This is a genomic window from Pseudomonas sp. GW822-FHT03F08 (assembly GCF_058801265.1).
In genome coordinates this window covers 389,730-403,136 of record NZ_JBXANC010000001.1, presented here as the reverse complement: position 1 = coordinate 403,136, position 13,407 = coordinate 389,730, and the positions used below count along the sequence as shown (strand labels likewise).

Genomic DNA, 13,407 nt, shown 5'->3' with positions numbered 1-13,407 from the left:
GCTGGTAGACTCCGCCGCCATTATGATCCGACTTCAGAACCTGACTTTACAGCGTGGCCCGCAACGTCTGCTAGAAGACGCCGAGCTGACCCTGCACGCCGGCCACAAAGCCGGCCTCATCGGTGCCAACGGCGCCGGCAAATCCAGCCTGTTCGCCTTGCTGCGCGGTGAGTTGCACCCGGACTCGGGCGATTGCCTGCTGCCGGCCGACTGGCGTATCGCCCACATGCGCCAGGAGGTCGACACCCTCGAGCGGCTGGCGGTCGACTATGTGCTCGACGGCGACCTGCGTCTGCGCAAAGTGCAGCGTGAGCTCGCGGCAGCCGAAGAGGCTCACGACGGCACCGCACTGGCCCGCCTGCACATCGAACTCGACAGCGCCGACGGCTACACCGCCGATGCGCGTGCGCGCAAGTTGCTGGCCGGTCTCGGTTTCACCAATGAGCAGATGGATCGTCAGGTAGGAGATTTCTCCGGTGGCTGGCGGATGCGTCTGAACCTTGCGCAGGCTTTGATGTGCCCATCGGACCTGCTGCTGCTCGACGAACCGACCAACCACTTGGACCTCGATGCCATCATCTGGCTCGAAGAGTGGCTGAAAAGTTACCCCGGCACGTTATTGCTGATCTCCCACGACCGGGATTTCCTCGATGAAGTCGTCGATCATGTGGCCCACGTCGATCAGCGCAAGCTGACCCTCTACCGTGGCGGCTACACCGCGTTCGAACGCGCCCGTGCCGAACGTCTGGCCCAGCAGCAACAGGCCTACGAGAAGCAGCAGGCGCAACGTGCGCACATGGAAAGCTACATCGCCCGCTTCAAGGCCCAGGCCACCAAGGCCCGTCAGGCCCAGAGCCGGATCAAGGCGCTGGAGCGGATGGAAGAGCTGTCGGCGGCCCACGTCGATTCGCCGTTCGACTTCGTGTTCCGTGAATCGACCAAGATTTCCAGCACGCTGATCGACCTGTCCGATGCGAACCTGGGCTACGGCGACAGAACCGTGCTGGAGAAGGTCAAGCTGCAACTGACCCCTGGCGCGCGGATCGGCTTGCTCGGCCCCAACGGCGCGGGCAAGTCGACCCTGATCAAGAACCTCGCCGGCGAGCTCGAACCGCTGGCCGGGCGCCTGACCCGTGGCGAAAACACCGTGGTCGGCTACTTCGCACAGCATCAGCTCGACTCGCTGGACGCCAAGGCCAGCCCGTTGCTGCACTTGCAGCGCCTGGCACCGACCGAGCGCGAGCAGACGTTGCGTGATTTCCTCGGTGGTTTCGACTTCCGTGGTGCGCGTCTCGACGAGCCGGTGCTGAATTTCTCCGGTGGTGAAAAGGCCCGTCTGGCCCTGGCGTTGATCGCCTGGGAGCGGCCGAACCTGTTGCTGCTCGACGAACCGACCAACCACCTCGATCTGGAAATGCGTCTGGCGCTGACCATGGCGTTGCAGGAGTTCAGCGGCGCGGTACTGGTGGTTTCCCACGATCGGCATCTGCTCAAGAGCACCACCGACAACTTCTACCTGGTCGCGGACGGCAAGGTCGAGGAGTTCGATGGCGACCTCGAAGATTACGCCCGTTGGCTGGTGGAATACCGTCAGCGCAACGCCCCGGTCAGCAACACGCCGGTCAACCCGGACAAGACCGACAAGAAGGCCCAGCGTCAGGCTGCTGCCGCGTTGCGTCAGCAACTGGCGCCGCACAAGCGCGAGGCCGACAAGCTCGAAGCCGAGTTGGGCAAGCTGCACGAGAAACTCGCCAAGGTCGATGCCAGCCTTGGCGACAGCGACATCTACGAGCCGGCGCGCAAGAACGAATTGCGCGACCTGCTGGCCGAACAGGCCAAACTGAAAGTGCGCGAAGGCGAACTTGAAGAGGCGTGGATGCAAGCGCTGGAAACCCTGGAAAGCATGCAGTCGGAGCTGGAGGCGCTGTCCTGATGGACGCGTTCAAGCTGCCGCTGCCAGCGGTGTGGATCGAGCCGATCTGGCTGGGCGTGCAGATTCTGCTGATCCTGCTGGCCGGTTACTTCGCCCAGCGCGTCGTCGCCCGATTCCTGACACGCCTGGGCGAGAAGTATCCGTTCCCGCCGCAGCTGCTGATGCCGCTGCGCGGGGGGCTGCGCTGGCTGATCATGGGCAGCGCGCTGATCTTCGTGCTGGAACGCCTCGGAGTCTCCGCCACGGTGCTGTGGACGGCGTTGTCCGGCTTCGTCGCCGTCGCGGCGGTGGCGTTCTTCGCCATGTGGAGTGTGCTGTCGAACCTGCTCTGTGCGATTCTGATTTTCACCGTCGGCCCGTTCCGTCTCGGCGATGTGGTCGAACTGGTGGACACCACCGACAAGCCCGGCGTCAAAGGCCGGGTGGTGGCGATCAATCTGCTCTACACCACGCTGATCGAAGCCGAAGAGCTCGGCACCGGCAGCGCCATGGTGCAGGTGCCCAACAGCCTGTTCTTCCAACGCTCCGTGCGACGCTGGCGCGGGTCGGATGTGTTTCCTTCCAGCGGTTTCGAAAAGTGATCGGGCGCCGGCCACGTTGGTCGGCAGCCGCAACATCCTGAAAAAAATCGGTAGTCATCCAGCCTGAATCGCATTAGCTTGGACGTTTGTCACGAGTCCGAGTCGAGGTGTGCGATGGAGCTTCAAACATGGCTGGCGTTTTTTGCCGCCTGCTGGGTGATCAGCCTTTCTCCTGGTGCCGGCGCGATTGCGTCGATGTCCAGCGGTCTGCAATACGGTTTCTGGCGCGGTTACTGGAACGCCCTGGGCCTGCAACTGGGTCTGGCCCTGCAGATTGCCATCGTCGGCGCCGGTGTCGGCGCGATCCTCACCGCTTCGGCCACTGCGTTCCATGCGATCAAATGGTTCGGTGTCGCGTACTTGGTTTATCTGGCGATCAAGCAATGGCGCGCACTGCCGATGGACATGAGCGATGACGCGGCGGTACGCCCGATCGGTCGGCCGATGGCGCTGGTGTTCCGTGGGTTCCTGGTGAACATCAGCAACCCCAAGGCTCTGGTGTTCATGCTGGCGGTGCTGCCGCAGTTCATCAACCCTCACGCGCCGCTGCTGATCCAGTACGTGGTGATCGGCGTGACCATGATCTGCGTCGACCTGATCGTCATGGCCGGCTACACCGGGCTGGCGTCGAAGGTGCTGCGTCTGCTGCGCACACCGACCCAGCAGAAGCGCATGAACCGCACGTTTGCCGGGCTGTTCATCGGTGCGGCGGCGTTCATGGCGACGTTGCGCAAAGCCGCCGCGTAAAGCGGGCAGGCATAAAAAAGGCGACCTTTTCAGGTCGCATTTTTCGTTTTCGGCAGTCGGTCAGTGAAGAATCACCGGCGCCGTATCACGCGGCAGATTGTTGCGCTGCTGCGGTTCGCGCGGTTGCTCGTAACCGTTGCCGCCGAGCTGCATGCTCAGCTGTCCGGCGACGTCTTCGCCCAGCGCTTTCGAGACATCACGCACCACCCGTGGGCGGTTGAGTGAGATCTTGATGTCGCGGTGGTTCACCAGTTTGGTGTCCTGCGCTTCACCCATCGCCGTGAAGGCCGAGGTGATTTCGTAGGTCTTGGTGTTGATCAGGCTGAAATCCGCCACCAGCGTCAGGCCCAGTACGGCTGAATAGCTGTCGGTGTTCGCCAGCTCGTTCATGTCCTGGGTGAAGTCGATGTCAGACACCGTGCCGAACAGCACGTAGTCGGCACCCTTGAAGTTGCCGGCCTTGATCCGCTTGATCACATCGTAGATGTCACCCTTGGACGAGGCAGTGTACGGCGTGCCCTGAATCAACTGGAACATGCCGGTGCGCAGGATTTCACCTTTGATGTCGCCGGTGAATTTACGCAGCTCGGCCTGCTCGATGTAACTGGTGTTGGCTTCGAACTCGTCGTAGCTCGAAGAACCGCTGGAGCTGTAGTAGCCCTCGCGGTAATTGTTCTTCGACGAAACGATGTGGATGTATTGCTCCACACGTTCCTGGTACGCCAGATCCGTTACCGCGACTTTCGGGGCCGCTTGCGCGCTGAACGCGCAAGCCAGGGCCATCATGCCAATCCATGCGCGCATCAATTAACGCTCCGTGGTTTTGCGGATCTCTTTCTCGTCCATCCACTCGGCCAGACCGCTTTCAACGTCGATCAGTTGCAGGCTGAATTTGTAGAAGACGTCCTTGTAGTCGCTGCTGCGCTTGACGATCGAGCTGATCGAACCTTCAAGACGGTATTTGGCCGCAATCATGTTGCCGGTCTTGGCCACGGTGTTCTTCTTGTACAGGCCGCTCTGGTTTTGCAGCTTGAGCTGGTCGACCTGACTTTGCATCGCGGTGTTGTCGCTGGCGAAACGGGCGGCGCCGGACTTCATCAGCTGAGTCTTGATGCTGGTGGTGATTTCACGGGTGTCGATGTATTCGCTGGTCTTGTTCTTCACGTCGTAGACCTGCACCACAGGGCGGCCCTGCAGAATGCCGGACTGGGCGAGGGAACGGGTCATCGACTCGGCGATCATCTGCAGGTCGGTCGAACCGAACTCGTTGGTTACGGTTTCAACGGCCTTGGTGTCGCCGTAGCTGATGTTCTTGCTGCCCAGGGTCGGCGAAGTGTTGGCGCAACCGCTGGCCAGCAGGGCGATGACAGCGATGAAGGAAAAGCGTGCAAACATGGGAATGCTCTCTGAATCAGGAATAGGGTGTCGGGCTTAAGGCGTCTTGAGTTCCAGACGGAAATCCACGGCTTTCGGTGTCGGGGCGATGCCCTGAATGAAGCTGGTCTGGGCGCCGTACATCATCTGGCTCTTCCAGACTTCTTCTTCGGCAATCGGGAAACCTTCCGCGCCGAGCCAGGCGAAGCGGTAGTAGAACGTCTTGTTGCTGTTGAGGGTGTTGGTCAACTGCACATTGACGGTCATGAAGCCGTTCTCACGGGCGACGCGCATGGCACCGACCGCGATGTGTTTCTGCGGGCCCATGGCCACGACCTTGCTCGCGGCGCTGCCCGGCTCCGGTGGTGGCGGGGTGGCGCAGCCGCTGGCCAGCAAGGCGAGGGCGGCGACGGCGAAGAGTTTGAAACGCATGCAAAGACTCCGTTCTTAAGGTTGTTTGAGGCTGGCCACAGCAGTGGCGTTGGCGCTCGGGATCACGTGGGCGGCGAGCCCGGCGGCAAACACCTGGTTGCCCACGGCGCGCAGGGTGATCACCTGATAACGCTGATCGACGGTGATCTTGACCACCGAACCACCCACGGCGCTCGGCAGGGTAACCTGATGCTCACCCTTTTTCAGGCGCAGACGCACCACCTGGGTGGTGTCCGGCAAGGTACGCCACGTACGGGTATCGGCACCTTCGAGCACAGCTGAAGAGATACCGACCGCCAGGCCCGCCAGCGGGTTGGTTTCGTTGATCTTCTTCTGCGCCACGCCTTTGGTGATCGCGCGCACCATGGTGCGTACGATGATCCCCGGCATGTCATCGCGCAGGGCGCGGCGGGACATGGCAGTGGTGCTGTTGAGGGCGGTCAGGTTCAGTTGCTGGCCGTCGACACCGATCTGCGCGAACGGCGCGGTCGAGGTGTCAGGCTTGATGATCGGGAACGACAGCGGGGTGATCACCACGCTGTTGGAGATCGGCAGCGGCAGCGGGACGCGGATCGAGTCGCGGGCCGGTGCCAGACCGCTTTGCACCACGATCAGGATGTCGCTGTCATCGCTCTTGACCGGTTTGTCCAGGTTGACCAGCGCCTGCTCCAGCAGCGGCGTGTTCGGGCGCAGCTCGGCGGCCTTGCGATAACCCGGTGCCGCCAGGTCTTTTTCGTCCAGGGCTTCGTAGACGAAGCCGGCCAGGTAGTGGCTGAACGCGCTCTGGTAGCTGTTCTTCAGACCGACCACTTCCGGGGCGTCGAGGCTGGCGACCGGGTAGCCTTGCAGGTCCTTGTACTGGGTCTTGATGCCTTCCTTCTCGGCTTCCTCTTCGCTCTTGAGGTATTCCTTGTCGCGCAGGTCGGCGATCACGGCTTCACGTTCGTGGGTCTTCTTGATCACGGTGCGGGCGCCGTCGAAATCGTTGACCGCCAGCAGGTTCAGGGCCATCTGCGTGGTCAGCATGACTTTTTCGTAGTCGTAGCCTTCGTAGCGACGAACCTTGTCGTTGACCAGGAAACTGCCGAACTGGGCCAGGTATTTGTCGGTGTCGAGCTTGACCGAGTCTTCCCACTTGCCCACTACCTGGTCGGCGCTGGTCCAGGCGTTCTGGCTGCCGGACAGATCACCCTTGGCGCGTAGCAGTTCGCCTTTTTCGAAGTAGTAGAGCAGGTCCTTGTCTGGACCGGTGTTGTTCTTTTCCAGCAGGGTCAGGGCGGCGTCGACGTTGCCGGTGGCCAGTTGCTGGTTGGTCTGGGCCAGTTCGGAATCGTAGTTGCGAAACGCCGAACAGCCGGACAGCAGGGTGACTGCGCCAAGCGCGATCAGAGTGGGAGCGCGGAATGCCATGGGGTACTTCTTCCATGAGTAGCGACAGCCTCGGGTGCGGGTCGGGCTGCTGGGACCGATCGGCAGTGGCGTTGGCCTCCTGCCAATTCCTCATAATCAGAGGAGCTTTAATGCCGTATCGCGATAACGAGGGCACGGCATTATAGGCGGCCGATGCTGGCTATGTAATAGCTTTTTAATCGCACCGGTTAGTTCTGTGCCACTACTTATCAGGCAGCCCGGCATTGCCGATCGCATTGCCGATATCGCTCAAAAGTCTCAAGTTGACCAATTGATGATCGCGGTCGATCCGCAGGGTGACCGGTGCCGCCCCCGGCACATTGGGGGCGCCGAACTGATGATTGCCCTTTTTCAGCCGCAGCCGTGCCACCAGTGTCTTGTCTGGCAGGGTGCGCCAGGTTCGCGTATCCGCTTCTTCAAAGGGGTCGTGCTCAGTGACGACCAGCGAGGCCTTGGCCGGGTTGCGTTCATTTTCATAGGCCTGGGAAATGGCCGCCATGTTGGCGCGGAACATCGCCCGGGAAATGATCGCCGGCATATCGTCGCGCAACGTGCGAAATGCCATGTCGGTGACGCTGTTGATCGCGGTCAGCGGCCGTTTGCGGCCATCCACCATGATGTGGTCGAACGCCGGTGTGACAGTGTCCGGCACCAGGATGGGAAAGGAGATCGGCGCGGTAATGACCAGGTTTTCATTGAGCCGCACCGGGATCGGCACGCTGACGGAACTGCGAGCCGGGGCCAGACCGCTCTGGACGACGATCAGCACGTCGCTTTCATCATTGTTGGCCGGTGGCTTGTCGAGGTTGCGCAGCGCCTGTTCGAGGAACGGTGTATTCGGGCGCAACTCGATTGCCTGGCGATAGCCCGGAGCCGCCAGACCCCGCTCGCCCAGCGCTTCATAGGTGAATCCGGCCAGGTAATGGCTGAAGGCACTCTGGTAGCCGTTTTTCAGTTCAATCACCGCCGGCGCATTCAGGGTCTGGACCGGATAGCCCTGCAGATCCTTGTATTGCACGGAGATGCCTTGAGTCTTGGCCTGCTCCTCGAGTTCCTCGTACTGACGTTCCCGTTGACGGGCAATCAGTGTTTCGCGCTCGTGGGTTTTCTTGATGTCGGCCCGGGCGCCGTCGAAATCGCCGACGGCCAGTTGGTTGAGGGCCATCTGCGTGGTCAGCATGACCTTTTCGTAGTCGTAGCCGTCGTAGCGGCTCAACTTGTCGTTGACCAGCATGGTGCCCATTTCATAGGAGAACTGATTGAGCAGCTTCATGGGCGCAGAAGGCACGACCTCTTCACGTTGAAACACCATGCGGTCGGCGCTGCGCCAGGCCGTCTGACTCTGCGGCAAGGCGTTGGCGAAGCTGAGTATCGAGCCCTTTTCGAAGTAATAGAGCAGATCCTTGTCTTCCCAGGGGTTGTGCCATTCCAGCAGATCCAGCGCGCCCTGAAAGTCGCCGCGCATCAACTGGGCATTGGTCTGTTGCATCTCCAGATCGTAATTGCGGTAGGCGGCGCATCCGCTCAGTTGCAGGATCGTGCCGATTAACACCGGGAACAGCAGGCATTGGCGCATGGAGTGCAGCTCGTCCTTGAACAGTGAGGCGGGAGGTGTCGGATTATAGGGGCGGGCGATGGCTATGTGCCGGAGATTGGAGAGAAAGCTTGAGTCAGGCTTCCGCGACGTGAACAATGTGTTACTTCGCATTTCCAATTGAGACCCCTTCATGACTGCCTCGTCCCGATTCCTGGCCTGGCTGGTGTTCCCGTTGTTTGCCCTGAGCAGCTTCAATCTGCTGGCCGAAACCGTGGAAGGCGCGCCGCAAGCGCTGCACCTGCTCGATTACATCAGCGCCGATTACCCGCCAACGGTAGAGGCGGGCAAGGTCATCGACGATGCCGAATACCGTGAACAACTGGAGTTCACCCGCGCGCTGCAAGGCTTGATTGCCGGCATGCCGGCCAAACCGGAGAAGGCTGGTCTGGAGCAAGGCATCGACGCTCTGCTCGCCGCCATCACCGCCAAGCAGGACGGCGCGGACGTCGCCCGTCAGGCCCGGCAACTGGGGGCGAAACTGGCGGTGGCCTATGAAGTCAGCCAGGCCCCGATCATCACCCCGGATCCGACCCGTGGCGCGCCGCTCTATACCCAGCACTGCTCGGTGTGTCATGGCACCAACGGTGCCGGCGATGGCCCTGCGGGTGTCGGCATGGAGCCCGCGCCGGCCAACCTGCGTGATGCGGCGCGCCTGGATCACCTGAGCCTGTACGCGATCTACAACACCCTCGGCCAGGGCGTCGAAGGCACCGACATGCCGGCCTTCGCCGATCAACTGGACGATCGTCAGCGCTGGGATCTGGCGACCTATATCGCTCAGTTCAGCGCCGATCCGGCCACGGCCAAAACCGACAAGACCTACAACATCGCCGACCTCGCCCGTCAGACACCGGCCGAAGTGCAGGCCGCCGAAGGCCCGGCCGCCGCCGCGACCTTCCGCGCACAGCGGGCGCAACCGCCACAGGTCAAGCGAGGGCCGGCGCAGTTGCTCGACTACACCGCCGCGACGCTGGACAAGAGCCTTGCCGCTTACCGCGCCGGCGAGCGTGATCAGGCTTATGACTTGTCCGTTGCCGCGTATCTGGAAGGCTTCGAACTGGTCGAAAGCTCGCTGGATAACGTCGACGCCAACGTGCGCAAGGACACCGAAAAATCCCTGATGGCCTACCGGCAATCGCTGCAGGATGGCTTGTCGGTCGAGCAGGCCGAGCAGCGCCTCGACGCGGCCAAGGCCAAACTCAAGGAATCCGCCGGCCTGCTGGGCAGCGACGGACTGAGCTGGTCGCTGAGTTACATCTCCGGGCTGCTGATTCTGTTGCGTGAAGGGCTGGAAGCGATTCTGGTGCTGGCGGCGATCCTCGCGTTCCTGCGCAATACCGGCCAGCAATCGGCGGTGCGCAGCGTCAACGTCGGCTGGGGCCTGGCGCTGCTGGCCGGTCTCGGCACCTGGGCGCTGGCGGCGTATGTGATCGATGTCAGCGGCTCCCAGCGCGAACTGCTGGAAGGCGCCACCGCGCTGTTCGCCAGTGTCATGGTGCTGTGGCTCGGGGTGTGGATGCACGACCGTCGCCACGCAGCGGCCTGGCAGGACTACATCAAGCAGAGCCTGGTCGGTGGCGGTGGTCGATTCGGCTTCGCCATCCTCGCGTTCTTCTCGGTGTACCGCGAGCTGTTCGAGGTGATCCTGTTCTACGAAACCCTGTGGTTGCAGGCGGGGCCTGCCGGGCACAACGCGGTGTTGGCGGGTGGGGCGACGGCGCTGGTGCTGCTGTTCGGTCTGGCGTGGGTGATCCTGCGCGGCTCCGCGAAATTGCCGCTGGCACTGTTCTTCAGCATCAACGCGGCGTTGCTCTGCGCGCTGTCGGTGGTGTTTGCCGGTCATGGTGTGAAGGCGCTGCAGGAGGCCGGGATTTTCGGCACTCGCCCGGTGGCGTTCTTCGATTTCGAATGGCTGGGGATTCATGCCGACGCCTACTCGCTGACGGCTCAGGCTGTGGCGATTGCGGCGATCATCGTGCTGTATGGCCGCAGTTGGGTGGCTGAAAAGCGCCGAGTGGCGGCTTGAGATGATGCGCGTATGGATCGATGCCGACGCCTGCCCGAAGATGGCCAAGGAGTTGGTGGTGAAGTTCGCCCTCAAGCGCCGCTTCGAGGTGGTGCTGGTGGCGGGGCAGCCGCAAAGCAAACCGGCGCTGGCCATCGTCAAGCTGATCGTGGTGCCGAGCGGCCCGGATGCGGCGGATGATTATCTGGTGGAACACGCGGTGCCGGGCGAACTGGTGATCTGCAGCGATATCCCGCTGGCCGACCGGCTGGTGAAGAAAGGCGTTGCAGCGCTGGACCCGCGAGGCAAAGAGTTCGACGCGCAGAACATGGGTGAACGGCTGGCGACACGCAACCTGTTCACCGATCTGCGTGAGCAGGGCCAGGTCAGCGGCGGCCCGGCGCCGTTCGGCGACCGGGAGAAGCAGGCGTTCGCCAATGCGCTGGACCGGATCCTGACGCGGTTGGCGCGCCAGTCCTGAGGCAATCATTCCCACGCAGCGCGTGGGAATGATCACTGTCGCGCGTCAGGCGTCGTTTTCGTGGGTCAGTTCAAGCACGCGATCCACCAACTTGTTGATCCCCGAAGCCGCTTCACTGATCGACTGCGCCAGCATGTAGGCCGGGGTGGTCACCAGTTTGCGCGCCTTGTCTTCGATGATGTCGGTCACGGCGCAGTCTTCGTGGGTGGCGCCCATCTTGCCGATCGCCGTGGCGGTGTCGGCATCGTTGCCGATGGTGCAGGTCACGCCCGGGCCGTAGATCTTGGCGGCCAGCGCCGGCGAAATGCACATCAGGCCCACCGGTTTACCCGCTTCGGCAAAGGCCTCGGTCAGCGCCAGTACGTCCGGCTGAACGCAGCAGCCCGCGCCGTCGACGGCGAAGTTCGACAGGTTCTTCGCTGCGCCAAAACCGCCGGGCACGATCAGCGCATCAAAGTCATCGACATCGGCTTCACGGACATCCTTGACGTTGCCCCGGGCGATGCGTGCCGATTCCACCAGCACGTTGCGCGACTCGGGCATCTCCTTGCCGGTGAGGTGGTTGATCACATGCAATTGCGCGATGTCCGGGGCGAAGCACTGCACCTGGGCGCCGCGCTGGTCGAGGCGCAGCAGGGTGATGACGCTTTCGTGGATCTCGGCGCCGTCGTACACGCCGCAACCGGACAGGATCACTGCAACTTTTTTGCTCATGGGTTTCTCTCCAGATTCATGGCGCTAAATGTCCACTAATTTGTCGTTCGTTGCCATAGGGTCGAGCCGCGGCTACACCTAGGATCTGTGCACACGGATCTCGATCAGGGCGCGTCATGAACTTCATTCTGTATGCGGTGCCGTTTTTCTTCGTATTGATCGTGGCAGAGCTCATCGCCGACCGTTGGCGCGGGGTGAGCAACTATCGCCTGGCCGATGCGGTGAACAGCATCAGCACCGGGGTGTTGTCGACCACCACCGGCCTGCTGACCAAAGGCGTGGGGCTGGTGACCTACGGCTTTGCCCTGGAGCATCTGGCGCTGGTCAGGTTGCCGGCGGACAGTGTCTGGGTGTGGGTCTTCGCTTTTGTCCTCTACGACTTCTGTTACTACTGGCTGCACCGCATGGGCCACGAGCGGAACATTCTCTGGGCGGCTCACTCGGTGCATCACCAGAGTGAGGACTACAACCTTTCCACCGCGTTGCGCCAGACCAGCACCGGGTTTCTGCTGGGCTGGATCTTCTACCTGCCGATGGCGGTGCTCGGCGTGCCGTTGCTGGTGTTCGTCAGTGTTGCGGCGCTCAATTTGCTGTACCAGTTCTGGGTTCACACCAAGCACATTCCCAAGCTTGGCTGGTTCGAAGGGTACTTCGTCACACCGTCGAATCATCGGGCCCACCATGCACAGAACGCTCTCTACATGGATCGCAACTACGGCGGGGTGTTCATTATTTGGGATCGTCTGTTCGGTTCGTTCCAGGAAGAGGACGACAACGAGCCCGTGATTTTCGGTGTGACCACTCCGCTGGCGAGCTGGAATCCGCTGTGGGCCAACGTGCAGTTTTACGCGCAGCTGTGGGACGACGCGCGCCGCGCCGGGAGCAAATGGGACAAGCTGCGGATCTGGTTCATGCGCACCGGCTGGCGTCCGGCAGACGTGGCGGCGAAATACCCGATGCACAAGCCGGACTTGAGCCGGTTCCGCAAATTCGAAGTACCGTTGGGCACCCGGCAGCAGTGGTACGTGGTGCTGCAATTCGGTGTTTACGTGGCGCTGGGCAGTTATCTGATGAATCTGGAACACAGCCTGTCGACCGGCGCCCTGATTCTGGGTTGGGGCGCGGTGGCATTCGGTTTGTTTGTATTGGGCGTGGCCCTGGAGAATCGCCCGTGGGCGCTGAGGCTGGAACTGCTGCGGTTGGCCGCGAACCTGCCGCTGGTATGGCTGGCGCCGCAGGTCGGGTTATGGCCGGCCGGCCCGCAGATGTGGGTCGGCCTGTTCGGTTACAGCCTGCTCAGCGGCGTCGGGCTGTATTGCTGCCGCCAGCGGTTTATTCGGCTGGCGTCTTAGGGTCGGTAGCCTTGGCCAGTTCAGCCTTGTGCCGTTCGGCTTTGGCCAGTTGTTCGGCCTGCTCGTCCTCGTAGACCTTCTTGGCCAGCCGGGCATTCTTGAACCGGCGGCGCAGCCACAGGCCGACACCCAGCACCAGCAGCGCACCGAGTACCCACAACTCATATTTCTTGATGCTGCCCAGCATGCCTTCGAGCACCGCACCGAAGTGGTATGCGGCCGCAGCGAGGGCGGCGGCCCAGATCGCAGCGCCAATCCCGTTCAGCAGCAGATAGCGTCCCGGCGGGTAGCCCGACAGGCCGATCGCCACCGGCATTACCGTGCGCAGGCCGTAAACGAAGCGGAAGCTCAGGACCCAGATGTCCGGGTGCTTGCGGATATGCTCCAGCGCGCGGTCGCCCATCATTTGCCAGCGCGGTTTGCGCGCCAGCAACTTGCGTCCGTGTTTGCGGCCCAGGAAGTACCACAGCTGATCGCCGGCATAGCTGCCGAAGAACGCCACGACCACCACCAGGTTGATGTCCATGTATCCACGGAACGCGAGGAAGCCCGCGAGCACCAGGATGGTTTCGCCTTCGAAGAACGTGCCGAGAAACAGGGCAAAGTAGCCGAAGTCATGCAGAAATTGTTGGAGCATTGTCTGGGTGCTGGCGAAATGAACGCGCAGCCTAACCCTTCGGACACATTCAGGAAAGTGTCGAAATGTGTCTCGACGTGAACATTTCCTACAACGACAATGGAATGCGACTACCTGCCACAGGGGTGCACATAACTGTAATAC

13 protein-coding genes are annotated in these 13,407 nt (G+C 62.0%); 6 read left to right on the top strand and 7 right to left on the bottom strand.

Annotation, left to right across the window (positions count from 1 at the left end; genetic code table 11):
* Positions 1–22 precede the first annotated feature (22 nt).
* From AC1RME_RS01875 to AC1RME_RS01865, 3 genes are all read left to right on the top strand, one after another.
* The gene (locus AC1RME_RS01875) at positions 23–1,933 is read left to right on the top strand and encodes an ATP-binding cassette domain-containing protein (protein ID WP_096817366.1); all 1,911 of its coding nucleotides are present in this window, start codon (positions 23–25) and stop codon (positions 1,931–1,933) included.
* Positions 1,933–2,514, top strand: coding sequence for a mechanosensitive ion channel family protein (locus tag AC1RME_RS01870; protein ID WP_096817368.1), 582 nt, complete (start codon positions 1,933–1,935; stop codon positions 2,512–2,514). Before AC1RME_RS01875 ends, AC1RME_RS01870 begins: the two co-directional genes overlap by 1 nt.
* Positions 2,515–2,628: 114 nt before the next feature.
* Entirely contained in the window at positions 2,629–3,261 is a 633-nt protein-coding gene (locus AC1RME_RS01865) for a LysE family transporter (protein WP_085708946.1), read from the top strand.
* A gap of 60 nt (positions 3,262–3,321) precedes the next feature.
* Here AC1RME_RS01865 and AC1RME_RS01860 read toward each other — a convergent pair whose 3' ends face one another.
* The 5 genes from AC1RME_RS01860 to AC1RME_RS01840 all read right to left on the bottom strand — a co-directional run bounded on the left by AC1RME_RS01860 (position 3,322) and on the right by AC1RME_RS01840 (position 8,053).
* On the bottom strand, positions 3,322–4,065 hold the full coding sequence (locus AC1RME_RS01860) for a penicillin-binding protein activator LpoB (protein ID WP_096817370.1): 744 nt from the start codon (positions 4,063–4,065) through the stop codon (positions 3,322–3,324).
* A 3-nt stretch (positions 4,066–4,068) separates the two neighbouring features.
* Positions 4,069–4,656 (bottom strand): penicillin-binding protein activator LpoB, encoded by a 588-nt coding sequence (lpoB, locus tag AC1RME_RS01855; RefSeq protein WP_096817372.1) that lies wholly within the window; start codon positions 4,654–4,656, stop codon positions 4,069–4,071.
* A 36-nt stretch (positions 4,657–4,692) separates the two neighbouring features.
* Positions 4,693–5,067, bottom strand: a complete 375-nt coding sequence (locus tag AC1RME_RS01850) for a YcfL family putative periplasmic lipoprotein (RefSeq protein ID WP_096817374.1) — start codon at positions 5,065–5,067, stop codon at positions 4,693–4,695.
* A 15-nt stretch (positions 5,068–5,082) separates the two neighbouring features.
* Positions 5,083–6,477: a COG3014 family protein gene (locus AC1RME_RS01845; protein WP_096817376.1), complete on the bottom strand. Its 1,395-nt coding sequence runs from the start codon at positions 6,475–6,477 to the stop codon at positions 5,083–5,085.
* 202 nt (positions 6,478–6,679) lie between these two features.
* Positions 6,680–8,053 carry a COG3014 family protein gene (locus tag AC1RME_RS01840; protein ID WP_493090330.1) on the bottom strand — a complete coding sequence of 458 codons (1,374 nt, stop codon included), beginning with the start codon at positions 8,051–8,053 and terminating at the stop codon, positions 6,680–6,682.
* A 151-nt stretch (positions 8,054–8,204) separates the two neighbouring features.
* On the opposite strand from AC1RME_RS01840, the gene AC1RME_RS01835 reads away from it, so the two are divergent.
* Complete coding sequence (locus tag AC1RME_RS01835) at positions 8,205–10,100, top strand: FTR1 family protein (protein WP_192559267.1); 1,896 nt, start codon at positions 8,205–8,207, stop codon at positions 10,098–10,100.
* 4 nt (positions 10,101–10,104) lie between these two features.
* A complete protein-coding gene (locus AC1RME_RS01830; protein WP_085746828.1) occupies positions 10,105–10,560 on the top strand; it encodes a YaiI/YqxD family protein in 456 nt (151 codons plus the stop codon).
* A gap of 45 nt (positions 10,561–10,605) precedes the next feature.
* Here the strand turns inward: AC1RME_RS01830 and elbB are convergent, their stop codons facing one another.
* Positions 10,606–11,274 carry an isoprenoid biosynthesis glyoxalase ElbB gene (elbB, locus tag AC1RME_RS01825; RefSeq protein WP_096817382.1) on the bottom strand — a complete coding sequence of 223 codons (669 nt, stop codon included), beginning with the start codon at positions 11,272–11,274 and terminating at the stop codon, positions 10,606–10,608.
* A 116-nt stretch (positions 11,275–11,390) separates the two neighbouring features.
* Here elbB and AC1RME_RS01820 point away from each other — a divergent pair, with 116 nt between their 5' ends.
* Positions 11,391–12,626 (top strand): sterol desaturase family protein, encoded by a 1,236-nt coding sequence (locus AC1RME_RS01820; RefSeq protein WP_493090328.1) that lies wholly within the window; start codon positions 11,391–11,393, stop codon positions 12,624–12,626.
* On the opposite strand, the gene AC1RME_RS01815 is transcribed toward AC1RME_RS01820, so the two are convergent.
* Entirely contained in the window at positions 12,607–13,263 is a 657-nt protein-coding gene (locus AC1RME_RS01815) for a DedA family protein (protein ID WP_096817385.1), read from the bottom strand. The genes AC1RME_RS01820 and AC1RME_RS01815 overlap by 20 nt on opposite strands.
* Positions 13,264–13,407 lie beyond the last annotated feature (144 nt).

Bases quoted from the DNA above. Each gene is read 5' to 3' on its own strand.
- AC1RME_RS01875 (WP_096817366.1), top strand. From the start codon at position 23: ATGATCCGACTTCAGAACCTGACTTTACAGCGTGGCCCGCAACGTCTG.
- AC1RME_RS01870 (WP_096817368.1), top strand. From the start codon at position 1,933: ATGGACGCGTTCAAGCTGCCGCTGCCAGCGGTGTGGATCGAGCCGATC.
- AC1RME_RS01865 (WP_085708946.1), top strand. From the start codon at position 2,629: ATGGAGCTTCAAACATGGCTGGCGTTTTTTGCCGCCTGCTGGGTGATC.
- AC1RME_RS01860 (WP_096817370.1), bottom strand. From the start codon at position 4,065: ATGCGCGCATGGATTGGCATGATGGCCCTGGCTTGCGCGTTCAGCGCG.
- lpoB (WP_096817372.1), bottom strand. From the start codon at position 4,656: ATGTTTGCACGCTTTTCCTTCATCGCTGTCATCGCCCTGCTGGCCAGC.
- AC1RME_RS01850 (WP_096817374.1), bottom strand. From the start codon at position 5,067: ATGCGTTTCAAACTCTTCGCCGTCGCCGCCCTCGCCTTGCTGGCCAGC.
- AC1RME_RS01845 (WP_096817376.1), bottom strand. From the start codon at position 6,477: ATGGCATTCCGCGCTCCCACTCTGATCGCGCTTGGCGCAGTCACCCTG.
- AC1RME_RS01840 (WP_493090330.1), bottom strand. From the start codon at position 8,053: ATGCGCCAATGCCTGCTGTTCCCGGTGTTAATCGGCACGATCCTGCAA.
- AC1RME_RS01835 (WP_192559267.1), top strand. From the start codon at position 8,205: ATGACTGCCTCGTCCCGATTCCTGGCCTGGCTGGTGTTCCCGTTGTTT.
- AC1RME_RS01830 (WP_085746828.1), top strand. From the start codon at position 10,105: ATGCGCGTATGGATCGATGCCGACGCCTGCCCGAAGATGGCCAAGGAG.
- elbB (WP_096817382.1), bottom strand. From the start codon at position 11,274: ATGAGCAAAAAAGTTGCAGTGATCCTGTCCGGTTGCGGCGTGTACGAC.
- AC1RME_RS01820 (WP_493090328.1), top strand. From the start codon at position 11,391: ATGAACTTCATTCTGTATGCGGTGCCGTTTTTCTTCGTATTGATCGTG.
- AC1RME_RS01815 (WP_096817385.1), bottom strand. From the start codon at position 13,263: ATGCTCCAACAATTTCTGCATGACTTCGGCTACTTTGCCCTGTTTCTC.